General features: G+C 68.2%; 21 protein-coding genes and 1 other RNA gene. 16 read left to right on the forward strand and 6 right to left on the reverse strand.

The window, feature by feature from the left end; translation table 11 throughout:
* The first annotated feature begins 92 nt into the window (after window positions 1-92).
* The 4 genes from cobC to AO501_RS08010 are packed head-to-tail and all read left to right on the forward strand — an operon-like array spanning window position 93 to window position 4,156.
* Complete coding sequence (gene cobC, locus AO501_RS07995) at window positions 93-1,151, forward strand: Rv2231c family pyridoxal phosphate-dependent protein CobC (RefSeq protein WP_055577214.1); 1,059 nt, start codon at window positions 93-95, stop codon at window positions 1,149-1,151.
* Window positions 1,148-2,269: a Nif3-like dinuclear metal center hexameric protein gene (locus AO501_RS08000; protein ID WP_055577215.1), complete on the forward strand. Its 1,122-nt coding sequence runs from the start codon at window positions 1,148-1,150 to the stop codon at window positions 2,267-2,269. Before cobC ends, AO501_RS08000 begins: the two co-directional genes overlap by 4 nt.
* A 22-nt stretch (window positions 2,270-2,291) precedes the next feature.
* A complete protein-coding gene (locus AO501_RS08005) occupies window positions 2,292-3,029 on the forward strand; it encodes a zinc ribbon domain-containing protein (RefSeq protein WP_055577216.1) in 738 nt (245 codons plus the stop codon).
* Window positions 3,026-4,156 carry a bifunctional RNase H/acid phosphatase gene (locus AO501_RS08010; RefSeq protein ID WP_055577217.1) on the forward strand — a complete coding sequence of 377 codons (1,131 nt, stop codon included), beginning with the start codon at window positions 3,026-3,028 and terminating at the stop codon, window positions 4,154-4,156. The genes AO501_RS08005 and AO501_RS08010 overlap by 4 nt, the downstream gene beginning before the upstream one ends.
* Here AO501_RS08010 and AO501_RS08015 read toward each other — a convergent pair.
* On the reverse strand, window positions 4,147-4,569 hold the full coding sequence (locus AO501_RS08015) for a DUF1398 family protein (RefSeq protein ID WP_055577218.1): 423 nt from the start codon (window positions 4,567-4,569) through the stop codon (window positions 4,147-4,149). The genes AO501_RS08010 and AO501_RS08015 overlap by 10 nt on opposite strands.
* A gap of 66 nt (window positions 4,570-4,635) precedes the next feature.
* Between AO501_RS08015 and AO501_RS08020 the strand changes: the two genes are divergently transcribed.
* Window positions 4,636-5,064, forward strand: a complete 429-nt coding sequence (locus AO501_RS08020; RefSeq protein ID WP_055577219.1) for a MarR family winged helix-turn-helix transcriptional regulator — start codon at window positions 4,636-4,638, stop codon at window positions 5,062-5,064.
* A 1-nt stretch (window position 5,065) separates the two neighbouring features.
* Here AO501_RS08020 and AO501_RS08025 read toward each other — a convergent pair whose 3' ends face one another.
* Window positions 5,066-5,776 (reverse strand): 2OG-Fe(II) oxygenase, encoded by a 711-nt coding sequence (locus tag AO501_RS08025; protein WP_055577220.1) that lies wholly within the window; start codon window positions 5,774-5,776, stop codon window positions 5,066-5,068.
* Window positions 5,777-5,868: 92 nt separating this feature from the next.
* Here AO501_RS08025 and rnpB point away from each other — a divergent pair.
* Window positions 5,869-6,287, forward strand: an RNA gene (gene rnpB, locus AO501_RS08120) — RNase P RNA component class A.
* Window positions 6,288-6,296: 9 nt separating this feature from the next.
* On the opposite strand, the gene AO501_RS08030 is transcribed toward rnpB, so the two are convergent.
* Entirely contained in the window at window positions 6,297-7,820 is a 1,524-nt protein-coding gene (locus AO501_RS08030) for a CYTH and CHAD domain-containing protein (protein WP_055577221.1), read from the reverse strand.
* A 198-nt stretch (window positions 7,821-8,018) separates the two neighbouring features.
* Here AO501_RS08030 and AO501_RS08035 point away from each other — a divergent pair, with 198 nt between their 5' ends.
* Complete coding sequence (locus tag AO501_RS08035) at window positions 8,019-8,378, forward strand: heme-binding protein (protein ID WP_055577243.1); 360 nt, start codon at window positions 8,019-8,021, stop codon at window positions 8,376-8,378.
* A gap of 18 nt (window positions 8,379-8,396) precedes the next feature.
* Here the strand turns inward: AO501_RS08035 and panB are convergent, their stop codons facing one another.
* Window positions 8,397-9,242 (reverse strand): 3-methyl-2-oxobutanoate hydroxymethyltransferase, encoded by an 846-nt coding sequence (gene panB, locus AO501_RS08040; RefSeq protein ID WP_055577222.1) that lies wholly within the window; start codon window positions 9,240-9,242, stop codon window positions 8,397-8,399.
* Window positions 9,243-9,373: 131 nt separating this feature from the next.
* Between panB and AO501_RS08045 the strand changes: the two genes are divergently transcribed.
* The 8 genes from AO501_RS08045 to AO501_RS08080 all read left to right on the forward strand — a co-directional run bounded on the left by AO501_RS08045 (window position 9,374) and on the right by AO501_RS08080 (window position 20,298).
* Complete coding sequence (locus AO501_RS08045) at window positions 9,374-10,765, forward strand: WS/DGAT/MGAT family O-acyltransferase (RefSeq protein ID WP_055577223.1); 1,392 nt, start codon at window positions 9,374-9,376, stop codon at window positions 10,763-10,765.
* Between the two features lie 85 nt (window positions 10,766-10,850).
* Window positions 10,851-12,410 (forward strand): alpha/beta hydrolase, encoded by a 1,560-nt coding sequence (locus tag AO501_RS08050; protein WP_055577224.1) that lies wholly within the window; start codon window positions 10,851-10,853, stop codon window positions 12,408-12,410.
* Between the two features lie 139 nt (window positions 12,411-12,549).
* Window positions 12,550-14,115, forward strand: a complete 1,566-nt coding sequence (locus tag AO501_RS08055) for an alpha/beta hydrolase (protein ID WP_156452392.1) — start codon at window positions 12,550-12,552, stop codon at window positions 14,113-14,115.
* Window positions 14,116-14,182: 67 nt separating this feature from the next.
* Entirely contained in the window at window positions 14,183-15,523 is a 1,341-nt protein-coding gene (gene glnA / locus AO501_RS08060; protein ID WP_055577226.1) for a type I glutamate--ammonia ligase, read from the forward strand.
* 102 nt (window positions 15,524-15,625) lie between these two features.
* Entirely contained in the window at window positions 15,626-18,550 is a 2,925-nt protein-coding gene (locus AO501_RS08065; RefSeq protein WP_231752391.1) for a bifunctional [glutamine synthetase] adenylyltransferase/[glutamine synthetase]-adenylyl-L-tyrosine phosphorylase, read from the forward strand.
* Window positions 18,547-19,197 carry a PaaI family thioesterase gene (locus AO501_RS08070; RefSeq protein WP_055577228.1) on the forward strand — a complete coding sequence of 217 codons (651 nt, stop codon included), beginning with the start codon at window positions 18,547-18,549 and terminating at the stop codon, window positions 19,195-19,197. Before AO501_RS08065 ends, AO501_RS08070 begins: the two co-directional genes overlap by 4 nt.
* Window positions 19,194-20,054, forward strand: a complete 861-nt coding sequence (locus tag AO501_RS08075; protein WP_055577229.1) for a TIGR03619 family F420-dependent LLM class oxidoreductase — start codon at window positions 19,194-19,196, stop codon at window positions 20,052-20,054. The genes AO501_RS08070 and AO501_RS08075 overlap by 4 nt, the downstream gene beginning before the upstream one ends.
* A 22-nt stretch (window positions 20,055-20,076) precedes the next feature.
* Window positions 20,077-20,298 carry a hypothetical protein gene (locus AO501_RS08080; protein ID WP_055577230.1) on the forward strand — a complete coding sequence of 74 codons (222 nt, stop codon included), beginning with the start codon at window positions 20,077-20,079 and terminating at the stop codon, window positions 20,296-20,298.
* A 2-nt stretch (window positions 20,299-20,300) separates the two neighbouring features.
* On the opposite strand, the gene AO501_RS08085 is transcribed toward AO501_RS08080, so the two are convergent.
* Window positions 20,301-21,197 (reverse strand): class I SAM-dependent methyltransferase, encoded by an 897-nt coding sequence (locus tag AO501_RS08085; RefSeq protein ID WP_055577231.1) that lies wholly within the window; start codon window positions 21,195-21,197, stop codon window positions 20,301-20,303.
* 80 nt (window positions 21,198-21,277) lie between these two features.
* Here AO501_RS08085 and AO501_RS08090 point away from each other — a divergent pair, with 80 nt between their 5' ends.
* Complete coding sequence (locus AO501_RS08090; RefSeq protein WP_055577244.1) at window positions 21,278-22,651, forward strand: PLP-dependent aminotransferase family protein; 1,374 nt, start codon at window positions 21,278-21,280, stop codon at window positions 22,649-22,651.
* On the opposite strand, the gene AO501_RS08095 is transcribed toward AO501_RS08090, so the two are convergent.
* Entirely contained in the window at window positions 22,638-23,129 is a 492-nt protein-coding gene (locus AO501_RS08095; protein WP_055577232.1) for a DUF2231 domain-containing protein, read from the reverse strand. The genes AO501_RS08090 and AO501_RS08095 overlap by 14 nt on opposite strands.
* Window positions 23,130-23,197 lie beyond the last annotated feature (68 nt).

The raw sequence follows: 23,197 nt of genomic DNA on the forward strand, positions 1-23,197 counted from the left end.
GCACCGGTTTGTGCGCCCGGACGACAGGGCGTGCGGTCCTGCAGGAGGTACTCGGCGCTGGGGCAATACCCGCGCGCACTAGTGTTTCTGTGATGGCGGGTCTTGATCCGAGCGCGTCGAGTCGTATTGTGCGCGCGCGTTATCACGGCGATCAGGACGCGGCGCCCGGCATGCTGGATTTCGCCGTCAACGTCCGTCGCGCCCAACCGCCGTCGTGGTTGGTCCAGCAGTTGAGCGCCCGGCTTCCGGACCTGGCCCGCTACCCGAGCGCCGCCGACGTGCTCGCGGCGCAGGAAGCCGTGGCCGCACGGCATGGCCGGGCCCGCGACGAGGTGTTGCCGCTGGCCGGGGCGGCCGAGGGTTTCGCGTTGCTGAGCAACCTGCGTCCGCGACGCGCGGCGATCATCGCGCCGTCCTTCACCGAACCCGAGGCGGTGCTGAACTCGGCCGGTATCGCCGTGCAGCACGTCGTCCTACGACCCCCGTTCACCCTCGAGGCGGTGGAGGTGCCCGAGGATGCCGACCTGGTGGTGATCGGGAACCCGACCAACCCGACGGCGGTGCTGCACACGCGTGAGCAGGTGTTGGCGCTGCGCCGGCCGGGACGGATCGTGGTGGTCGACGAGGCGTTCGCCGACTCCGTTCCCGGCGAGCCGCATTCGCTGGCCGGTGACGCGCCGCCGGACGTGCTGGTGCTGCGCAGCCTGACCAAGACCTGGGGACTGGCCGGGTTGCGGGTCGGCTACGCGCTGGGCGCGCCCGGTTTGCTGGCCCGGTTGACCGCCCAGCGTGCGCACTGGCCGGTGGGCACGCTGCAACTGACCGCCATCGCCGCCTGCTGCACCGAACGGGCCGTAGCCGAGGCTGCCGCGGATGCCGCCCGGTCGGTGGCCATGCGGGCCGCCATGGTCGCGGGCCTGGAATCGGTGGGCCTCGAGGTGGTCGACGGCCGCGCCCCCTTCGTGCTGTTCGCCTGCCCCGATGCTGATCGGACCAGAAGGCGATTGCGCGACAAGGGAATTGCGGTTCGCCGATGCGACACCTTCGTCGGCCTGGACGAGCGTTACCTGCGGGCGGCGGTGCGACCCGAGTGGCCGCGGCTGGTCGAGTCGATTGCCCTGGAAGGCGTCCACGGCGGGAGCCGCCGATGAGCGTGCGACTGGCCGACGTCATCGAAGTGCTGGACGAGGCGTACCCGCCGCGGCTGGCCGAGTCGTGGGACTCGGTGGGCCTGGTGTGCGGTGATCCTGCCGATGAGGTCGAGTCGGTCACCATCGCGATCGACGCGACGGCCGACGTGGTCGACGAGGTGCCCGACAACGGTCTGCTGCTGGCCCATCACCCGTTGCTGCTGCGTGGCGTCGACACCGTCGCGGCCAGCACGCCCAAGGGTGCGTTGATCCACCGCTTGATCCGGTCCGGCCGTGCGCTGTTCACTGCCCACACCAACGCCGATTCGGCGACACCGGGTGTGTCCGACGCGCTGGCCGACGCCCTCGGCCTGACCGTCGAGGCCGTCCTGGACACCTCGCCGAGCGTTTCCCATCTGGACAAGTGGGTCATCTACGTCCCGGTGCAGAACGCGGAAGCGGTGCGGGAAGCGGTCTTCGCCGCCGGCGCCGGACACATCGGCGACTACTCGCACTGCAGCTGGAGCGTCACCGGCACCGGCCAGTTTCTGCCCCACGAAGGTGCTGCTCCGGCAATTGGCAGTGTCGGTGCGGTCGAGCACGTCACCGAGGACCGGGTCGAAGTCATCGCGCCCGCCCGGGCACGCGGTGCCGTCCTGGCCGCGCTGCATGCCGCGCATCCCTACGAAGAGCCGGCGTTCGACATCTTCGCGCTGGAGCCGCCGCCGGCCGGGACCGGACTGGGGCGTATCGGCACGCTGGGGCGCCCTGAGCCGTTGCGCGACTTCGTCGCACGCGTCGGCGCCGCCTTGCCCCGAACGTCCTGGGGGGTGCGCGCCGGGGGTGACCCGGACCTGCCGGTATCGCGGGTGGCGGTCTGTGGCGGGGCGGGAGACTCGTTCCTGGGTGCGGTAGCCGCGGCGGACGTGCAGGCTTATGTCACATCCGATCTGCGGCACCATCCCGCCGACGAGCATCTGCGGGCCTCACCGGTGGCGCTGATCGACGTCGCGCACTGGGCCAGCGAATTCCCGTGGTGTGCCCAGGCGGCAGATGTGCTGCGGTCCAGATTCGGATCGCTGCCGGTGCGGGTATCCACCGTCCGCACCGACCCCTGGAACCTGAGAACCGAGTGCTGAGAAAGAGACCTGGAGAGCAGTGATGAAGGCCGATGTAGCACAGCAGCGTTCGCTACTGGAACTGGCGACGGTGGATGCTGAGCTGTCCCGGCTCGCGCACCGGAGCAGTCATCTGCCTGAGCGCGCCGCCTACGACCGGGTGCGCGGCGAGCACACCGCAGCCAGTGACCGGTTGGGTGCCGTGCGAATCGCATTGGAGGACTTGGACGCTCAGATAACACGGCTGGAGGCCGAGATCGACGCGGTGCGCAAGCGGGAGGACCGGGACCGCTCGCTGCTCAGTTCGGGGGCCACCGACGCCAAGCATCAGGCCGACCTGCAGCACGAGTTGGAAACGCTGCAGCGCCGCCAGACCAGCCTGGAGGACTCGTTGCTGGAGGTGATGGAGCGCCGCGAGGAATTGCAGGCGCAGCAGGACGCCGAGTCCGGGACCGCCGATGCATTGCAGGCCGAATTAACCGCCGCGCAGCAGGCTCTCGACACCGCGCTCGCCGAGTTGGAAACGGTCCGAGCGGAACACGCGTCGCGGCGCGACGCTCTGGCCGCCGGACTGAACCCCGATTTGTCGGCGCTCTACGAGCGGTTGCGCGCCGGGGGAGGGCCGGGAGCCGGGCAACTGCAGGGTCACCGGTGCGGCGCGTGCCGGATCGAGATCGGGCGCGGCGAATTGGCCCGCATCACCGCCGCGGCCGAAGATGAGGTACTGCGGTGCCCGGAGTGCGGCGCAATTTTATTGCGCGTCAAGGTTTTTGAGCAGTGAAAGTCGTCATCGAGGCCGACGGCGGGTCGCGGGGTAACCCGGGACCAGCCGGGTATGGGGCGGTGGTGTGGAGCGCGGACCGCCGGACGGTCCTGGCCGAGACCAAACAGGCCATCGGACGCGCCACCAACAATGTCGCCGAGTACCGCGGTCTGATCGCCGCCCTGGATGACGCTCTGAACCTGGGTGCCGTCGAGGTCCAGGTGTTGATGGACTCCAAGCTGGTGATCGAGCAGATGTCGGGGCGCTGGCGCGTCAAACACCCCGACCTGGTGGAGTTGCACGGCCAGGCCCGCTCGCTGGCGGCCCAGTTCCGCCGAATCGGCTTCTCCTGGATCCCGCGCGAGCAGAACGCCTACGCCGACCGGCTGGCCAACGAGGCGATGGACGCCGCGGCCCAGACCGACCGCCGGGTCGACAAGGTCGCCGTGCCGGTCACCGAGTCCGCCCGCAAGGCCGCGGCGGAGGAGGTGCCGACCGACGCCAACAAGGGGCCCGGCTGGACCGGCGCCAGCGGCAATCCCACCCGGTTCCTGCTGTTGCGGCACGGGCAGACCGAGTTTTCGGCGCAGCGTCGCTACTCCGGGCGGGGCAACCCGCCGCTGAACGAAATCGGTTGGCGGCAAGCCGGTTTGGCGGCACGATACCTTACCCAGCGGCGAGGGATCGCGGCGGTGATCTCATCGCCACTGCAACGTGCCTATGACACGGCGACGACCGCGGCCCGGGCGCTGGGCTTGGAGGTCACCGTCGACGAGGACCTGATCGAAACCGACTTCGGAGCCTGGGAAGGCCTCACCTTCACCGAGGCCGCCACTCGCGACCCGGAATTGCACCGCCGCTGGCTGTACGACACCGGTGCGCTGCCGCCGGGCGGCGAAAGCTTCGACGACGTGCTGCGGCGGGTGCGGCGCGGCCGCGACCGCATCATCGCCAACCATCCCGGCGCCAATGTGCTGGTGGTGTCCCATGTCACGCCGATCAAGTCGATGCTGCGGATGGCGCTGGACGCCGGATCGGGAATTCTGTACCGGCTGCACCTGGACCTGGCGTCGCTGAGCATCGCCGAGTTCTATCCGGACGGCGCCTCGTCGGTGCGCCTGGTCAATCAGACGGGTTACCTCTGATCGACCTCGACCTGCGGGTAGGACTCGACATACTGCTCACCCCCCGCGCCCGCATAGGTGCAGGTGCGGCCCGACAGATCGACGTCATAGTTCACCACGCCGGCCTCCCAGCAGGATCGGGTGAACTGCGAATAGCTGGTGTCGCCGGCCTGGTCGGTGCGGATCGCGGCGATGAGGGCATCCCGGTTCCACGGCGCGACGTCGGTCATGCCGGAGACGACCGGGTCGGCCTGCATGACCACGGCTCCGGCGTCGGTGAGATAGAGCGTCGTTCCCGACGGGATCGAGTGGTGGTACCTGTTCACCCCCGCCTGGCGCAACACCTCCGCCACCAGGGGAAAGCCGTGCGCCCGGGGTCGTAGTTGCGCCGCCCGTTCGTGGGCGGCCTGAAGATTTTCGATTGCGCTGCTCACGTTTGTGCTCCAATCTATTTCCGACATCATATTGCTAAAATGACAACATATTGTCAAAGGAGCCTGATGCCTGACGACATCGCCCTGCTGGTTGCCGATATCTATGAGGCCGCGGGTGCGCTACGCAAGTCCGGAGAGGCCGTCGCCAAGACTGAGGGGCAGACCCAGGCCCGCTGGCAGCTGCTCAGCGTGATCTCCGGGGATGCGACGTCGGTGCCGCGCGCCGCCCGCCGGCTCGGAGTCTCCCGGCAAGGTGTGCAGCGCATCGCCAACAACCTGGTCGACGACGGTCTGGCGCAGTGGCGGCCCAACCCCGACCACCGCTCGTCGCCGTTGCTGGAGCTGACCGCCGCCGGTCGGCGGGCCTTGTCCTCCATCACCGACCGGGCCTCCGCCGCGCAGCGGTCGCTCACCGCGGACATCGAGGCCGACGACATCCGAACGGCACGAAAAGTGTTGCAGCGTCTGACTGCTGCGGTTCGACAGCTCGAGTGAGTCAGGCGGCGTCGTGAAAGATCAGGCCCAGGGCATACCGTTCGCCGGTACGCACCGTCGAAATGCCATGGCGCACAGGCGCAACCGACCAGCCGCGGCTGGAGTGCACCGGCCGGTCGCGGGTGGTGAAGACGTAGCCGTGGCCCTGCGGCAATTGCGTTGCGGTGCCGCGGGATTGCGCCCGAAATCGTTGTTCGACGAGCAGGAACTCACCGCCGGTGTAGTCGACACCGGGGTCACTCAGGTTGATCACCACCTGAAGCGGAAAAACCAAGTCTCCGTAGATATCTTGATGCATTGCATTCCAGTCGTCGGCGCCGTAGCGCAACATCAGCGCCGTGGAGCGCGTCTGGCCTGCGCGGTGGCACGCTGTCAGCCACTGGTCGAGGCTGTCCGGCCACGGCGTGGCGCGGCCCAGCCTGGACCACCAGTCGCGGGCGATCGGCAGTAACCGCGGATAGAGGGCCTGCTTGAGTCCTTCGATCGGCTCGGGATAGGGAGCGCTGAAGTAGCGGTACTGCCCGGAGCCGTAGCGTTTGGGGGCCATGTCGATCGTCTTGCGGAACAGGCTGTCGTCGGCGTAGAGACCGCGCAGCCGGGCCGCCTCGCCGGCTGTGACCAGCCGTGGCAGTAGTGCACCGCCGAACTCGTCGAGTTCGGCGGTGATCGCGCCCCAGTCGCCCGAGTCGACGCGGGCATCCCACCGGGTCATTCCGCGGCCTCCCGTCAGTGCGTGGCGCTGTCCACGATAGGAGACCGGACCTGGCTTGCGCCCTGTTGTGCGGGTACCGTGTTCGTCGCGGACGAGTTGGCTGGACGGCCGCGGCTCGAGTGGGTCCGAGAGGTGCCGACTTGAGTCGAGGAAAGTCCGGACTTCACAGAGCAGGGTGATTGCTAACGGCAATCCGAGGCGACTCGCGGGAAAGTGCCACAGAAAGCAGACCGCCACCCGTGTGGTGGTAAGGGTGAAACGGTGCGGTAAGAGCGCACCAGCATCCCGGGTGACCGGGGTGGCTCGGCAAACCCCACCCGAAGCAAGGCCAAGAAGGCCGCACCGAAAGTGCGGCCGCGCAGACGTTCGAGGGCTGCTCGCCCGAGTCTGCGGGTAGGCCGCTCGAGGCACCCGGCAACGGTGTGTCCAGATGGATGGTCGTCGCCGTGCCGCCGTGGATTAAAGCCGCGGCGGTGGGGAACAGAATCCGGCTTACAGGCCAACTCGTCCGCCTCTGCCCTCAGCGGCGGCTTTTGTGCACCGCCTTATCGAGCTTGCGCAGCACTGAGTCCAGCTGCTGGCGGCTGGTTTCAGCGATCTCGTTCTCTTGTTGGTAGAGCAGGCCGTAGGTGAAGGTGTCTTCGCCCGCCAGGTGCGCCGCCTGGGCTTGCGCCAGCAGGTGTTCGCGACTGACCACGCTGTCCTGGTGATCGCCGAGCAGGGTCTGAATGGCCTTCGCCTGCTGCGCCACCCGGCTCGCACCGGTGGCTGCCGCGGTGTAGCGGAGTCGTTTGGCGCGCTTGCGGATCACGTGCAGCGTCTCGTCGGCGTCGTCGGCATGCGCCGCTTCCGCCGCGCGTGCGGCCTTGGCGGCCTTGCGGACGCGCTTGTAGGCGGCATCGATGGTGACCGGGCGCGGTTCCTGACCCGACGCGGTGACCGGTGGCTCCGCGACTATCGCATCGAGTGCGTCCAGCAGGCGGAAGTAGCGCTTGGACCGCATGGCGGCCAGCGAGCGTCGCAGGCCGAGCTGGTAACGGCGCTGAGCCCCGTTGACGAGCCGTTCGGTCACCGGCCCGCGAACCAGCTCGGGGGCCAACTGACTCAGCTCACGCTCGTAGCGCTCGGCAAGCACCTCGGCGTCGCGCGCCACGCCCAGGATCCCGGCCAGCTCGCGCAGTTCGTCGAGAACCCATGCGCCGTCGGCCAATCCGAACGAGTCCTGGGAGTCCTTGAGCAAGCTGCGGATCTTGCGGATGGTGACCCGCATCTGGTGCACGGAGTCGTGGGCGTCCGCGCGCACGGCCCGGTCCCAGGCCAGCAGCTGCTCGACCTGCTGGGCCACCGCGCGGTGTACCGGGTCAGCCGGGGGAGCGGGCGCCTGCTTGACCGGACCGTCGGAGTCCAGCACCCGGCTCAGCTTCGAGCCGTGTCCGGCGGGGGAGGCGCCGGCGTCGAGCAATCGGTTGCTCAACCGGTTCAGCAGTTCATGGCCGGCCTTGTGTTTCTTGTCGGAGTCGATGTCGAGGACCTCGACTTCCCACTCCCGCCAGCGCTGCTCGTCGGATCCCTTGGACGCCGACCACGCCGTGACGTGGTCGTTGGAGAACTCCGCCAGCGCGCGGCCTTCGGCGTCGTAGAGGACCTGGCTTTCGCGGCGGGTGGTGATGCGTGCGACGGGCGCGACGGGGCGGTCGCGGACGATCGCGAGTATCACGTCCAGTAACTCGGCCGGCACCGCGTCGTCGTCGGCGGACGCGTCGATCGCGGCATGGATCTCGGTGCGGGCGTCCGTCCCGGCGGGCAGCTTCAGGTGCCAGCCGGCGTCGTGTCCGCCGGTGCGCCGGCGCAGGGTGATCCGGTTTCGGGCCAGGTCCTGGGTCGCGGTGTCGAAGTAGACCGCGTCCAGTTCCTGGACGGGGGATTTGTCGACGCGAGCCACTGCCGCGATGCCCTCGAACGACGGTGACCCCGTCGACTCGACCACGTCGAACTTGCGCTCGACCTCCAGATGTCGCGCCGTCTTTGGCGCTTTAGCAGGCATTTTCTTCTCCGTGAGAGCGCGTCGCTGCCGAGCAGGGTGGTTTGTCGGCGTCGAACGGTAGGCCCCCATAGCGTGCCACACCAGGGTGACCGGGCCGCCTACGGCATGTTCCTATCGAACGGGCCGGCCGCACCACTTATGGTGTGCGATGTGGTACCGGCTCTCGGGGCGCCGGTCGGAAGTACGAAGGAGTCGTCCATGTTCAAGACGCGCGTGATCGCCGGCGCAATCGTTGCCGGCGCGGTAAGTGGCGCAATGCTTTTCGGTGCCGCGGCACCGGCCGGGGCGGACCCGGAGCCGGCGCCGCCGAACTGTACCGCGGCGGACCTGGCCGGCATATCCTCCGGTGTGGCCGCGGCGACCTCCGCATATCTGTTCGCCCACCCGGACGTCAACGACTTCTTCACGAGTCTGAAAGGGCTGAGCCGCGAAGAGATGGGCAACCGGTTGCAGCAGTACATGGACGCCAATCCGGACGTGCACGCGGATCTGCAGGGTATTCGCCAACCGGTGACCGACTTCCGGGCTCGGTGCGGGGCTCCGGCGCCCACACCCTAGGTCAGAAGCGGTCCCAGATCAGAAGCAGTGCTCTTCGGCCGGGAATGCCCCGGTGGCCACTTCTTCTGCGTATTGCCTTGCAGCGCGTCCTAATTCGGCACCGACGGCGGCGAACCGCTTGACGAAACGGGCGGACTTGCCGCTGCTCATCCCGGCCATGTCCTGCCAGACCAGAACCTGACCGTCACAGTTGGGCCCGGCGCCGATCCCGATCGTCGGGATGGTGAGCTTGCCGGTGATCTGGGTGGCCAGTTCGGCCGGCACCATCTCCATCACCACGGAGAATGCGCCGGCTTCGGCGACGGCAATGGCGTCGGCGATCGTCTGCTCGGCGGCGTCTCCGCGTCCCTGAACCTTGAAACCGCCCAAGGTGTTGACGCTCTGCGGGGTGAAGCCGATGTGCGCCATGACCGGGATGCCGGCCGCGCTGAGACAGGCGATCTGATCGGCGACACGCTCGCCGCCCTCGAGCTTGACGGCGTGGGCGCCGCCTTCCTTCATGAACCGGGTGGCGGCGGCCAGCGCGGCCGCCGGTCCCGCCTCGTAACTGCCGAAGGGCAGGTCGGCGACTACCAGCGCGTGCGGCGCGCCCCGCACCACGCCACGGACCAGTGGGATGAGCTCGTCGATCGAGATCGGCACCGTGGTGTCGTAGCCGTAGACGACGTTGGCTGCCGAGTCGCCGACCAGCAGCACCGGAATGCCGGCTTCTTCGAACACCCGGGCGGTCGAGTAGTCGTAGGCCGTGAGCATGCCCCACCGGTGGCCTTCGGACTTCCACTTCTGCAGGTGGTGGGTGCGAATTTTGGGCCGTGGCGCCGACTCGGCGGCAGGGCTGGAACCGTAAACGTTCTCAGACATCATTGTCCTCAGTGATGGTCGGGTCGATCCTCGTGGCCCACAGCAGGGGTCCCCGGGTTCGTCTGACCTTCCCAGTCTGCCATCTTGTCCAGATCGATGCACCGTGTGGTGCGCCACGGACTTACCATCCTTCGATGCAGCGGCTCAGTGGGCTCGACGCCAGCTTCCTGTATCTGGAGACCGACACCCAGCCGATGCATGTTTGCTCGATCCTGGAGCTCGATACCTCCACCATGCCCGGCGGCTACACCTTTGACCGGCTGCGCGACGCGTTGTCGTCGCGGCTGGCCGCGATGCCGGAGTTACGCGAGAAGCTTGCTGACAGCCCGCTGAACCTGGACCATCCGGTCTGGGTGGATGACAAGAACTTCGATGTGGATCGCCACGTGCACCGCATCGGGTTGCCGCCTCCGGGCGGTCGTGCCGAACTCTCGGAGGTCTGCGCTCACATCGCGTCGTTGCCGCTGGACCGTAGGCGACCGCTGTGGGAGATGTGGGTGATCGAGGGCGTTGCGGGCACCGACTGCCACCGGGCCGGCCGTCTCGCGGTGATGATCAAGGTGCACCATGCCGGCGTGGACGGGGTGACCGGCGCCAGCCTGATGTCCCAGCTGTGCACCACCGAGGCCGATGCGCCCGCGCCGGATCCGGTGCGCGGGGTTGGCGACGCCAGCGGATGGCAGATCGCCGCGGGCGGGTTGCTCCGGTTCGCCACCAGACCCCTGCAGCTGGCCAACGTAATTCCCGACACCGTCAACTCCGTGCTCGACACCCTGCAGCGGGCTCGCGACGGGCTGACGATGGCCCGCCCGTTTGCCGCGCCGCGCACGGTGTTCAACGCCACGGTCAGTGGCCGTCGCACGATCGCCTACGCCGAGTTGAACCTCGACGATGTCAAGACCGTCAAAGACCACTTCGGGATCAAGGTCAACGACGTGGTGATGGCACTGGTGTCCGGGGTGCTCCGGCGGTATCTGGCCGATCGCAACCTGTTGCCGGCGACGTCGCTGGTGGCGTCGGTACCGGTCTCGGTGCACGGCAAGTCCCCGCGATCCGGGCGCAACCAGGTCTCGGCGATGTTCGCCAGCCTGCATACCGAGATTGCCGACCCGCTGCACCGGCTGAAGGCTATCGCGGAAGCGAATTCGGTTGCCAAGCAACATAGTTCGGCGATCGGCGCGACACTGCTGCAGGATTGGTCGCAATTCGCCGCGCCGGCGGTCTTCGGCGCGGCGATGCGCGTCTACGCGATGACCCGGCTGACCGAAACCCTGCCCGTGCACAATCTCGTCGTCTCCAACGTGCCGGGGCCGCAGATCCCGCTCTACCTGTTGGGCTGCGAGGTCAAGGCCATGTATCCACTGGGCCCGATCTTTCACGGCTCGGGGCTCAACATCACGGTGATGTCGCTGACCGGCCGCCTGGACATCGGCCTGATCGGGTGCCCGGAACTGGTGCCGGACCTGTGGGAGATGGCCGACGAGTTCGAAGTCGTCATGGAGGAACTGCTGGCAGTGTGCGGCTAGCGGCCGGTCAGCTGTGGCGCGGATCGCGACCTGCTAATCGGCCGCTAACCTGCGTCTTGTGTCGGCTCTGGCAGCATATGGTGCCATGTGCCTGTCTCGCCGCGACAAGTTCGCGCGCATGCTGCTGATCTGGACCGCGCTGTCCGCCGTGGTGCTGGTCCTGGCGGGCTGCGTGCGCGTCGTCCCCGGCAAGGCGCTCATGTCCGAGCCGCGGCTGGGTCAGCCGGTGGTGTGGACACCGTGTCGCAGCTCCAATCCGAACGCGAAGATTCCCGGGCACGCCATGTGCGGCAAGCTCGCCGTCCCGGTCGACTATGACCATCCCGACGGCGACGTGGCGTCGCTGGCGTTGATCCGGTTCCCGGCCAGTGGCGAGAAGATCGGCTCGCTGGTCATCAACCCCGGCGGTCCCGGCGAGTCCGGTATCGAGGCCGCACTCGGCGTGTTCCAGAGCCTGCCCAAGCGGGTGCACGAGCGGTTCGACCTGGTCGGCTTCGACCCGCGTGGCGTGTCCAGTTCCCGGCCGGCTATCTGGTGCAACTCCGATGCCGACAACGACCGCCTGCGCGCCGAGCCCCAGGTCGACTACAGCCAGGCGGGCGTGGCCCGCATGGAAAACGAGACCAAGCAGTTCGTGCAACGCTGTGTGGACAAAGTGGGCAAGAACTTCCTGGCCAACGTGGGAACCGTCAGCGTCGCAAAGGATTTGGACGCTATCCGCAAGGCGCTCGGTGACGCGAAACTGACCTATCTCGGCTATTCCTACGGAACCCGCATCGGGTCGGCCTACGCCGAAGCGTTCCCGCAGAACGTGCGGTCGATGATCCTGGATGGCGCCGTGGACCCCAACGCCGACCCGATCGAGGCAGACCTGCGGCAGGCCAAGGGATTTCAAGACGCGTTCAACGACTATGCCGCCGACTGCGCCAAGGATGCCAGCTGCCCCCTGGGCAACGACCCGAACAAAGCCGTGGAGGCCTACCACAACCTGGTCGACCCGCTGGTAGATCCGGACAACCTGGCCGTGAGCAGGCCGGCGAAGACCAAAGACCCGCGCGGCCTGAGCTACAGCGACGCCATCGTCGGCACCATCATGGCGCTGTACTCACCCAACCTGTGGCACCACCTGACGGACGGTCTCAAAGAACTGGCCGACGAGCAGCGTGGCGACACGATGCTGGCGCTGGCCGACATGTACATGCGCCGCGATTCCAAGGGCCACTACAACAACTCGACCGATGCCCGCGTGGCGATCAATTGCGTTGACCAGCCACCGATCACCGACCGCGCCAAGATCATCGACGAAGATCGCCGGTCCCGTGAGCTGGCGCCGTTCATGAGCTACGGCAAGTTCACCGGCGACGCTCCGTTGGGCACCTGCGCATTCTGGCCGGTGCCACCCACCAGCCGCCCGCACGTCGTCTCCGCGCCGGGGCTGGCGCCGATGATCGTCGTGTCGACCACCCACGACCCGGCCACGCCGTATCAGGCGGGCGTCGACCTGGCCAACCAGCTCAAGGGTTCACTGCTCACCTACAACGGAACCCAGCACACGGTCGTCTTCCAGGGCGACAACTGCGTCGACGACTACATCACGTCCTATCTGATCAACGGGACCACGCCGCCCAGCGGCGCCACCTGCTGACCCGCCCGGTGTGACGTGCGCGCCGGCGCGCCGGCGTGTCCCGTCGTGGGATTCACAGTCAGCGCGACGCGCCGTCCGTACCGATTAGTGACCAAGGCGTAATCGTTCCGCGTCCAACCCGGCAATTTGAAGTGAGACGATTTCCGCCATGTTGCGCCTGAGACTGGTGAGCTCGGCGCTGTTGTCGTCCGGACTGGTGCTTCTGCAGTCGGCGGCACTCCCGCTCGCCGCCGCGACCCCCGAACCCGACACCGGCACCGGGGGGACCCAGGTCCCCGCGGCGTCCGTCGCGACGCCCCAGAGCTGGGTTCCCTGCAACGGCTTCATCAGCGACACTTCCGACATTCCCACCGCCCGCTGCACCACCGTGTCGGTTCCCGTCGACTACGACAAACCCACTGGGGCACAGGCGAAGTTGGCGGTGATCCGCGTTCCGGCGACCGGTCAGCGGATCGGCTCGCTGCTGGTCAATCCGGGCGGACCCGGGGCATCGGCCGTCGACATGGTGGCCGGCATGGCCCCCGACCTCAAGAACTCCGAGATCAGCCAGCACTTCGATCTGGTGGGATTCGACCCCAGGGGAGTGGGGCATTCGACACCGGCGCTGCGCTGCCGCTCGGACGCGGAGTTCGACGCCTACCGGCGCGACCCGATGGTCGATTACAGCCCGACCGGGGTCGCCCACATCGAGCAGGTATACCGCGAGTTGGCCCAGCACTGCGCCGAGCGGATGGGTCTGCCGTTCCTGGCCAACACCGGCACCGCGTCGGCCGCACGCGACATGGACATGATCCGGCAGGCCCTGGGCGATGAGCAGATCAACTACCTCGGCTACAGCTACGGCACCGAGCTGGGAACCGCCTACATCGAGCGGTTCGCGCCCCACGTGCGGGCCATGGTGCTCGACGGCGCCATCGACCCGACGATCGGCCCGATCGACGAGACGGTCAACCAGATGGCCGGATTCCAAACGGCTTTCAACGACTACGCGGCCGACTGCGCCAGATCGACGGCCTGCCCGCTGGGCACCGACCCGGCCCAGTGGATCACCCGCTACCACACCCTGATCGACCCGCTGGTGACCCGCCCCGGCAAGACGTCGGACCCGCGCGGCCTGAGCTACGCCGACGCGACCACCGGCACCATCAACGCGCTCTACACCCCGCAGCACTGGAAATACCTGACCAGCGGACTACTGGGCCTGCAACGCGGAACCGACGCGGGCGACCTGCTGCTGCTGGCCGACGATTACAACGGGCGTGACAAGCAGGGTCACTACGACAACGGTCAGGATGCGTTCAACGCGATTCGATGTGTCGACGCGCCCACGCCGACAGATCCGGCTTCCTGGGTTTCCGCCGATCAACGGATCCGGCAGGTGGCTCCCTTTCTGAGCTACGGACAGTTCACCGGCGCCGCTCCGCGCGACATCTGCGCGCTGTGGCCGGTGCCGCCGACCTCGACACCACATGCCGCCGCACCCGCTCCTGCGGGCAAGGTCGTCGTGGTCTCCACCACCCACGATCCGGCCACTCCGTATCAGGCCGGGGTGGACCTGGCCCGCCAACTGGGCGGTTCGCTGATGTCCTTCGACGGGACGCAACACACCGTCGTGTTCGACGGCAATCAGTGTGTGGACACCGCGATCGTGCGCTATTTCGTGGATCTCACCCTGCCGCCGCCGAACCTGCGGTGTCAGGCCTGACTATCCGCAACGTGTCTGGCGTGGCATCCGTAACATCGATTTAACAGAGCCTGCCTAGTGTGCGGGTATGGATCGGCAGAAGGAATTCGTCCTCCGCACGCTGGAAGAGCGCGACATCCGTTTCGTCCGGCTGTGGTTCACGGATGTGCTCGGGTTCCTCAAGTCCGTCGCGATAGCGCCGGCCGAACTCGAGGGCGCATTCGAAGAGGGCATCGGCTTCGACGGGTCGTCGATCGAGGGGTTTGCCCGGGTTTCGGAGTCCGACACCGTCGCCCATCCTGACCCGTCGACCTTCCAGGTACTGCCCTGGGCCACCAGGGCCGGCCACCACCACTCCGCGCGGATGTTCTGCGACATCACCATGCCCGACGGCTCACCGTCGTGGGCGGACCCGCGGCACGTGCTTAGGCGTCAGCTGCAGAAGGCCAACGACCTCGGCTTCTCCTGCTACGTCCACCCCGAAATCGAGTTCTTCCTGCTCAAGCCCGGCGCCGAGGACGGCGGCGAGCCCGTTCCGATCGACAACGCCGGTTACTTCGACCAGGCGGTGCACGAGTCCGCCTCCAAGTTCCGTCGCCACGCGATCGAGGCGCTGGAGTTCATGGGCATCTCGGTGGAGTTCAGTCACCACGAGGGCGCGCCCGGTCAGCAGGAGATCGACCTGCGGTTCGCCGACGCGCTGTCCATGGCAGACAACGTGATGACCTTCCGGTACATCATGAAAGAGGTTGCGCTGGACGAAGGTGTGCGGGCGACGTTCATGCCCAAGCCGTTCGGCCAGCACCCGGGCTCGGCCATGCACACTCACATGAGCCTGTTCGAAGGCGACGTCAACGCCTTCCACAGTGACGACGACCCGTTGCAGTTGTCGGACGTCGGCAAGTCTTTCATCGCCGGGATTCTCGAGCACGCGTCGGAGATCAGCGCCGTCACCAACCAGTGGGTCAACTCCTACAAGCGGCTCGTGCACGGCGGCGAGGCGCCCACCGCCGCGTCCTGGGGGGCGGCCAACCGCTCGGCCCTGGTCCGGGTGCCGATGTACACACCGCACAAGACGTCGTCCCGGCGCATCGAGGTGCGCAGCCCGGACTCGGCGTGCAACCCCTACCTGACGTTCGCGGTGCTGCTGGCCGCCGGACTGCGCGGGGTGGAGAAGGGTTACGTGCTGGGGCCGCAGGCCGAAGACAACGTCTGGGACCTCACCCCCGAGGAACGCCGCACGATGGGCTATCGCGAGTTGCCGTCGAGTCTGGACAACGCGCTGCGCGCCATGGAGTCTTCGGAACTGGTCGCGGAGGCGTTGGGGGAGCACGTCTTTGACTTCTTCCTGCGCAACAAGCGCACCGAGTGGGAGAACTACCGCAGCCACGTGACGCCGTTCGAGCTGCGTTCCTACCTGTCGCTGTAACCCGGGCGGCCAGCGCGCCGGAGCGCTTGCGCTACCGTCAGTAGCGTGACCAAGCCGGCGACGCAGCGACCCAAGTTGCCCAGCGTCGGGCGGCTCGGCTTGATGGATCCCCCCGCCGGCGACCGGCTCGCACAGCTGGGTTGGGATCAGCACGACGACCAGGCGCACGTCGACCTGCTCTGGTCCCTGTCGCGCGCCCCGGATGCCGATGCCGCACTACGCGCGCTGGTCCGGCTGTCCGAGAGCCTCGACGCCGGCTGGCGTGAGTTGAACGCGGCACTGCTCACCGAACGCAGCCTGCGCGGGCGGCTGTTCGCTGTGCTCGGGTCATCCCTGGCCCTGGGGGACCACCTGATCGCCAACCCACAGTCGTGGAAGTTGCTGCGGGGCAAGGTCAAACTGCCTAACCGCGAGCAGTTGCAGCAGACCTTCATGCGCTGCGTGGAGGAATGCTCGGGCGCCGCAGGCACCATCGTGCACCGGCTGAAGGCGGTCTACCGCGACCAGCTGCTGGTGCTGGCCGCACTCGATCTGGCTCCGACGGTCGAGGACGAGCCGGTGCTGCCGTTCGCCACGGTCGGCGCCCAGCTGGCGGACACCGCGGACGCCGCGCTGGCGGCCGCGTTGCGGGTGGCCGAGGAGTCGGTGTGCGGCGACCGCACCCCGCCGCGACTGGCCGTCATCGCGATGGGCAAATGCGGTGCGCGCGAACTGAACTACGTCAGCGACGTCGACGTGATCTTCGTCGGGGAGCGCGCCGACGCCATCACCACCAGGGTGGCCAGCGAGATGATGCGGTTGGCATCGTCGGCGTTCTTCGAGGTGGACGCCGCGCTGCGCCCCGAAGGACGCCATGGGGAGCTGGTGCGGACGGTCGAATCGCACGTTGCCTACTACCAGCGTTGGGCAAAGACGTGGGAGTTCCAGGCGCTGATGAAGGCGCGCGCCGCGGTGGGTGACGCCGAACTGGGCCGGCGTTACCTCGAGGCGCTGACGCCGATGGTGTGGACGGCTTGCGAGCGTGAGGATTTCGTCACCGAGGTGCAGGCCATGCGGCGCCGGGTGGAGCAACTGGTTCCCGCCGACATCCGCGGCCGCGAACTCAAACTCGGCAGCGGCGGCCTGCGCGACGTGGAGTTCGCCGCGCAGTTGCTGCAGCTGGTGCACGGACGCGGTGACGAGTCGCTGCATGTCGCGTCGACGGTCGATGCACTGGCCGCGTTAGGCGAGGGCGGTTACATCGGGCGCGAGGATGCGGCGAACATGATCGCCTCCTACGAATTCCTGCGTCTGCTCGAGCATCGGCTGCAGCTGCAGCGCCTCAAGCGCACCCACCTGCTGCCCGAGCCGGACGACGATGAGGCGGTGCGCTGGCTGGCCCGAGCCGCCCACATCCGGCCCGACGGCCGCCACGACGCGGCCGGGGTGCTGCGCGAGGAGCTCAAACACCAGAACGTCCGGGTTTCCCGGTTGCACGCCAAGCTGTTCTACCAGCCGCTGCTGGAGTCCGTCGGCCCCGCCGGGCTGGAGATCGTCGGCGGTCGCATGACCTCGGAGGCGGCCGAGCGTCAGCTGGCCGCGCTCGGTTACGAGGGCCCGCAGACGGCGCTGAAGCACATGTCCGCGCTGGTCAATCAGAGTGGCCGGCGTGGCCGGGTGCAGTCGGTGCTGCTGCCGCGACTGCTGGACTGGCTGTCCTATGCACCGGATCCCGACACCGGTCTGCTGGCCTACCGGCGCCTCAGTGAGGCGCTGTCCTCCCAGAGCTGGTACCTGGCGACGCTGCGCGACAAGCCGACGGTAGGCAAGCGCCTCATGCATGTGCTGGGCACCTCGGCCTACGTGCCGGACCTGCTGATGCGGGCACCCGAGGTCATCCAGAACTACGGCGACCGCCCGAGCGGGCCCATGCTGCTGGAGGCCGAACCCGCAGCGGTGGCGCGGGCACTGGTCGCATCGGCGGGCCGCCACGCCGATCCCGCCCGGGCCATCGCCGCCGCGCGCACCCTGCGCCGTCGCGAACTGGCCCGCGTCGGATCCGCCGACCTGCTGGGCATGCTCGAGGTCACCGACGTGTGCGCCGCGCTCACCTCGATCTGGGTGGCGGTGCTGCAGGCCGCCCTGGATGCGACGATCCGGGCCAATCTTCCCGGGGACGGGCGTGCCCCCGCGGTCATCGCCGTGATCGGGATGGGCCGCCTCGGTGGCGCCGAGCTGGGCTATGGCTCGGATGCCGACGTGATGTTCGTCTGCGAGACGGCCAACGGCGCCACCGACTCCCAGGCGGTGAAATGGGCGAACACCATCGCCGAACAGGTCCGAAAGCAGCTGGGGCAGCCCAGTGTCGATCCGCCGCTGGAGGTCGACGCCAATCTGCGTCCCGAGGGGCGCAACGGTCCGCTGGTCCGCACCCTGGCCTCCTACGAGGCGTACTACACGCAGTGGGCGCAGCCGTGGGAGATCCAGGCGCTGCTGCGCGCGCACGCGGTGGCCGGCGACCCGGTGCTGGGTCAGCGCTTCCTGCTGACCATCGACAAAACGCGCTATCCGCCCGACGGCGTCTCGGCCGAAGCCGTGCAGGAGATCCGCCGCATCAAGGCGCGCATCGAGTCCGAACGGCTGCCGCGGGGCGCCGACCCCAACACCCACACCAAGCTCGGCCGCGGGGGACTGGCCGATATCGAATGGACTGTGCAGTTGCTACAGCTACGGCACGCCCACGAGATCCAGGCCCTGCACAACACCTCGACACTCGAGTCGCTGGACGTCATCGCCGAAACGGGACTGGCCGACCAGGAGGAGGTCGACCTGCTGCGCCAGGCATGGCTGACCGCGACCCGGGCCCGCAATGCGCTGGTGCTGGTCCGCGGTAAGCCCACCGACCAGTTGCCCGGGCCGGGGCGCCAGCTCAACGCGGTCGCCGTCGCGGCGGGCTGGCACAACGACGACGGTGGGGAGTTCCTGGACAACTATCTACGGGTGACAAGGCGGGCGAAAGCTGTGGTACGCAAGGTGTTCGGAAGTTGACCCAGGATGCCGGTGCGCTGGGCGCCCTGTTCGCAGTGTTGAGCGCGCCCGAAGCTGACCGGGTGACCGCCCTGTACGCACCGCTCGCCGACGCCGTCCGCGAGCTGATCGACGCGACCGTCCGCACCGAGGTCGACGACGTTGTGGTCGCGCAGGCACGAGCCGCGATCCAGAGCGTCGCCGAGTCGCTGCGGCAACGCACCCGGCCCGTCGGGGTGAGCTATCGCGTCGACGGCCGTCCCCTGCCGCTGGGCAACGCTGTTGTCGGCGCGTGCAATCCGATCGCCCCGCCCCTGGTCGTGCACCACGACGGCGGACGGTGCTGGGCCGACTTCGTGCTCGGCTCGGCGTACGAGGGTCCGCCGAAGCTGGTGCACGGCGGCGTCAGTGCGCTGGTGCTCGACCACATGCTCGGCGAGGCGGCCAGCGAGGGGCTCTCCAAGGCGCGCTTCACCGGGACGATCACGGTGAAGTACCTGCGCGGCACCCCGCTCGGACCGCTACGCTCCGAGGCCTGGATAGACCGCAGGGAGGGCGTCAAAGTGTTTGCGCGCGGCTTCATTTCGGATGCCGACGGGATCACGGTCGAATCCGAAGGGGTGTTCATCGAACCGGCCTGGGCGCGCGACGGCGGGAACGGACAGTGAAGTTCTACGTCAGCAGCGCCTTTCTGGACACCCCGGATATCATCGAGATCGCCAGGGCCGCAGACGAACTCGGCTACGACGGGCTCGGAATACCCGACCACGTCGTCAACCTGGAGACGCTGCAGACGCCCTACCCGTACACCAAGGACGGGTCGCGCCGATGGCAGCCCTTCACGGACTGGCCGGATCCGTGGGTACTCGTCGGCGCCCTCGCCCAGGTCACCACGCGGCTGAAGTTCGTGACCACGGTTTACATCCCGGCGATGCGCAATCCGTATTCGGCGGCGAAAGCGATTGGCACCGCGGCGCTCCTGGCCTCGGGCCGGATCGAACTCGGCATCGGCGTGGGCTGGTGCCGCGAGGAGTTCGAGTTGATGGGGGAGCAGTTCGCGGCCCGCGGCAAGCGCACCGAGGAAATGATCGGCCTGATGCGGGAGCTGTGGTCGCCTGGCTGGACGGAATTCGACGGCACCTTCTACCACGCGCCGCGCCTGGAGATGCAGCCGACGCCGCCACCGATCCCGGTGTACGTCGGCGGGCTCAGTGACATCGCGTTGCGTCGCGCGGCCCGCTACGACGGGTGGATCGGGGACCTGATCAATACCGAACGCGCGATCGAGGCGGTGGACAAGCTGCGGAAGCTGCGTGCCGAAAACGGGTTGTCCATGGACGGTTTCACCATCCTGACGCCGCTGACCGACGCGTTCACCGTCGAGCACTACCGGCGCGCCGAGGAGGCGGGCATCACCGGCATCATCACCATGCCGTGGATGTTCTACGCCGGCCCGGATGCGACCCTGGCCGAGAAGATCGACGGGCTGCGGCGTTTCCGCAAGGACCTCGCGCTCGACGCCTGACGCTGCACGCGATAATTCCAGCATGGCTTTCACGGTCGTTTTCGCCAACGGAGAGGCCCGTGACTACGGCGCGCTGGACGCGTTCGAGGTGACCGATGCCGGGGTCCTGATCATCTCGATGAAGCGTGAAGACATCAGCCGGCACTTCGTAGCGCCGGGCGCCTGGCTGGAGGTCGTCGAGGTGGTGGACGGGACGCCGGTGCGGATGTCACGCGGGATCATCGCGCACCGGCCCAAGTTCTGAGGTCACTCCCGCCGAATCGCGGTCGCGACGGCCAGCCAGTCGTCGTTGGCGAGCTGGCTGGTGTTCGCCGGGTCGTAGCGTTCGAGCAGTGCGGCTACGCCCAGGTGTTCGCCGGGCTGGAAACCGTGAGCGGTGAGGACGGCGTCGAGCCCCTGCCCGGTGAAGTCGCTGCGATAGGGCTCCCCGCGCCGGGCTACCAGCCGGGCGATCCGGTCGGCGCCCGGCCACGGTGTGCGGGCCGCGACGACACCGTCGCGGATGTAGTCGACCACCAGGCGGCTGCCCGGCGCGCAGAGCTGCGCGAGGTCGGCCAGCGTCGCGTCGATGGCGTCGCGGGTGAGGTACATGCTGACGCCGAGCCAGACGATCAGGCTGGGCCGGGCCGGGTCGAAACCCGCCCCGAGTAGCCGGTCCCGCAACCTGTCATGCTCGAAATCACAAGGCACCCAGACGGTTCGGTGACTCGTCGCAAGCCGATCGACCACCGGGCGTTTGCGCGCCTGGGTGGTGGGCGCATCCACCTCGAACACCGTCACCGCCGGATCGCCGATCCGCAGGCTGGAGGTGTCGAAGCCGGCGCCGAGCAGCACCAGTTGGTCGACGCCCGCGGCGATGGCCGCAGCGCAGGCGTCGTCTGCGTAGCGCACCCGCAGCGCGATGTGCGCGTGCAGCCCACCCCACACCCGGTCGAATACCCGCAGCGCGGCGTCGGCCGACCAGGGATGAGACAAGACAGCCCGCAGCGCCGGGTGCTCGACGAAGTGGCGGGACTGCGGGTCGTCGAGCAGTCGCCGATCTCGTGGGCGCATCGATTCCGCGGCGCGTTGGGCGGCGTTGACCTGCGCCGTCAAGCTCGCGGTGCGGTCAAGACGCCGGTGTGTCGCGGTGGGGGCCGTCATTTTTCCGACCTTACGAAGAAACCAGTTCAAAGATAAGGTCCAATTCGATGCTTGTTTCGTGTACCAGTGAGGGTGCCGGTCTGGATCTGCACCTGGAGCTTCCGCCCGGTCGTGGACGCCGAGCGGCACTGGAAAGTGCTCTGCGGCAGGCGATCCGCGACGGGCGATTGGCGCCGGGGCAGTGGTTGCCGTCATCGCGGGCGCTCGCCGCCCAATTCCAGATGGCCCGCGGCACCGTCGTGGAGGTGTACTCCCAGTTGGCGGCCGAGGGATACCTGCGAACCCGGCCGGGCGCTGCGACCGAAGTGGCGCACGGGCCGCTGATGCCGCCCCGCGTCTCCGCCCAGGGCGCCACCGCACGCGTCGTCGCGGATTTCCGGCTGGGCCGTCCGGACCTGAGCATGTTCCCCCGCCAGGAATGGCTGCGCGCGCTGCGGCGGGCGCTGCAGGTCACCGCGCACGCCGAACTCGGACCCGGCGATCCACGCGGGTCGCCGCGCCTGCGCGCGGTGCTCGCCGACTATCTGGGCCGGGTGCGCGGCGTGCTCACCAACAGCGAGCACATCGTGATCTGCAGCGGATTCACCCAAGGTTTGCGGCTGGTCTGCGACGCGCTGGCCGCCGGCTCGGCCGGTCCGACAGCCCTGGAGAATCCGTGCCTTCCCGACCACCGGGCGATCGTCGAAGCTGCCGGGCTCACGGTTCATTCGCTGGACGTCGATGCCGGCGGTGCCCGGCCGGACCGATGGCCGTCGACGTCGGTCGCGGCGGTTCTCACGCCGGCGCATCAAGCTCCGCTCGGCATGACGCTGGATGCCCACCGGCGCACCGAATTCACCCGGGTCGCGGCCGCGCGCGGCACATATCTGATCGAGGACGACTACGACGGGGAGTTCCGCTATGACCGCCATCCCGTCGGGGCGTTGCAGGGCCTGGCGCCCGAGCGGGTCATCTACGCCGGAAGCGCCAGTAAGAGCCTGGCTCCTGGTCTGCGGCTCGGCTGGTTGGCCGTACCACCCGCCTTGGTCGACGAGGTGGTCGAGGCCAAGCGGCGGGCCGACCGCGGCACCGATGTGTTGGCGCAGTTGGCGCTGGCGGAACTGATCGAGTCAGGGGGACTGGACCGGCACGTCCGGCGGATGCGGCGCCGCTACCGCGGTCGTCGCGATGCGCTGGTGGAGACCCTGGATCGCTACGCACCCGAGGTCTCGGTGCAGGGCATTTCCGCCGGACTACACGCCGTGGTGTCGCTTCCTGACGAACGCACCGAGGCCGATGCCCTGAACCTCGCGCGCGACCGCAACCTCGCGCTGACCGGTCTGGCTCCGTTCTGGCACGGCACCGCTCGGCGCAGCGCAGGAATCGTCGTCGGCTACGGAACGCCGGCAGAACACGAATACGCCGGCGCACTGGACCACCTCGGTCGGCTGATGCGCGCACTCACTTCTTCGTGACTTGCTTCAAGTGCGCAATCTCGTTGCCCCACACCGAGCGTGCGCCTGAGTCACCGATCCGGTAGATCTGAATCGTCGACGCGACACCCACCACTACCGCGAGGACTGTGACGACGGCTTTGGCGAGCCGCCGCGGCTGGTCCGAACGGCGCTCGGCGACATTCAGGGCGGCCAGTGCGACAGCCACCACCAGCAGGGCTACCGCGAAATAGGTCATCCAGCCGCCCCGTTCGGCATGCTGCTGCAGGATTGGATCGGGGTTGCGGCGTAGATCGTAGAGCCACTCGCCGGCTTCGACGGTGATCGGGGTCAGCACCATGATCACGGTCGCCAAGGCGAGCGTGAGCCAGACGATTTGTCCGCGGCGTACGGCCGGCCGCACCGCGCAGAGGATTTCGAGCAGCGCGGTCAGTGGTACCAGGACGACCAGGAAATGCACGAACAAAACGTGCGTCGGCAACCCGCTGAAGACGGTCATGGGACTCCTGCCGCTAGGGTGTGGCTGCCCCAGATCCTGTCAGTCGCCGCTGTGCAAAACCTGTGCGG

The sequence above is a fragment of the Mycobacterium gordonae genome, assembly GCF_001417955.2.
In the GTDB taxonomy this organism is placed as follows: domain Bacteria; phylum Actinomycetota; class Actinomycetes; order Mycobacteriales; family Mycobacteriaceae; genus Mycobacterium; species Mycobacterium gordonae_B.

What these genes read in the sequence shown, in the direction of transcription:
- AO501_RS08085 (WP_055577231.1), bottom strand. Translation starts at nt 21,197, where the DNA reads ATGACGGCCCCCACCGCGACACACCGGCGTCTTGACCGCACCGCGAGC.
- cobC (WP_055577214.1), top strand. Translation starts at nt 93, where the DNA reads ATGGCGGGTCTTGATCCGAGCGCGTCGAGTCGTATTGTGCGCGCGCGT.
- AO501_RS08005 (WP_055577216.1), top strand. Translation starts at nt 2,292, where the DNA reads ATGAAGGCCGATGTAGCACAGCAGCGTTCGCTACTGGAACTGGCGACG.
- AO501_RS08065 (WP_231752391.1), top strand. Translation starts at nt 15,626, where the DNA reads ATGGATCCCCCCGCCGGCGACCGGCTCGCACAGCTGGGTTGGGATCAG.
- AO501_RS08050 (WP_055577224.1), top strand. Translation starts at nt 10,851, where the DNA reads ATGTGCCTGTCTCGCCGCGACAAGTTCGCGCGCATGCTGCTGATCTGG.
- AO501_RS08000 (WP_055577215.1), top strand. Translation starts at nt 1,148, where the DNA reads ATGAGCGTGCGACTGGCCGACGTCATCGAAGTGCTGGACGAGGCGTAC.
- AO501_RS08030 (WP_055577221.1), bottom strand. Translation starts at nt 7,820, where the DNA reads ATGCCTGCTAAAGCGCCAAAGACGGCGCGACATCTGGAGGTCGAGCGC.
- AO501_RS08080 (WP_055577230.1), top strand. Translation starts at nt 20,077, where the DNA reads ATGGCTTTCACGGTCGTTTTCGCCAACGGAGAGGCCCGTGACTACGGC.
- AO501_RS08045 (WP_055577223.1), top strand. Translation starts at nt 9,374, where the DNA reads ATGCAGCGGCTCAGTGGGCTCGACGCCAGCTTCCTGTATCTGGAGACC.
- AO501_RS08020 (WP_055577219.1), top strand. Translation starts at nt 4,636, where the DNA reads ATGCCTGACGACATCGCCCTGCTGGTTGCCGATATCTATGAGGCCGCG.
- panB (WP_055577222.1), bottom strand. Translation starts at nt 9,242, where the DNA reads ATGATGTCTGAGAACGTTTACGGTTCCAGCCCTGCCGCCGAGTCGGCG.
- glnA (WP_055577226.1), top strand. Translation starts at nt 14,183, where the DNA reads ATGGATCGGCAGAAGGAATTCGTCCTCCGCACGCTGGAAGAGCGCGAC.
- AO501_RS08095 (WP_055577232.1), bottom strand. Translation starts at nt 23,129, where the DNA reads ATGACCGTCTTCAGCGGGTTGCCGACGCACGTTTTGTTCGTGCATTTC.
- AO501_RS08035 (WP_055577243.1), top strand. Translation starts at nt 8,019, where the DNA reads ATGTTCAAGACGCGCGTGATCGCCGGCGCAATCGTTGCCGGCGCGGTA.
- AO501_RS08025 (WP_055577220.1), bottom strand. Translation starts at nt 5,776, where the DNA reads ATGACCCGGTGGGATGCCCGCGTCGACTCGGGCGACTGGGGCGCGATC.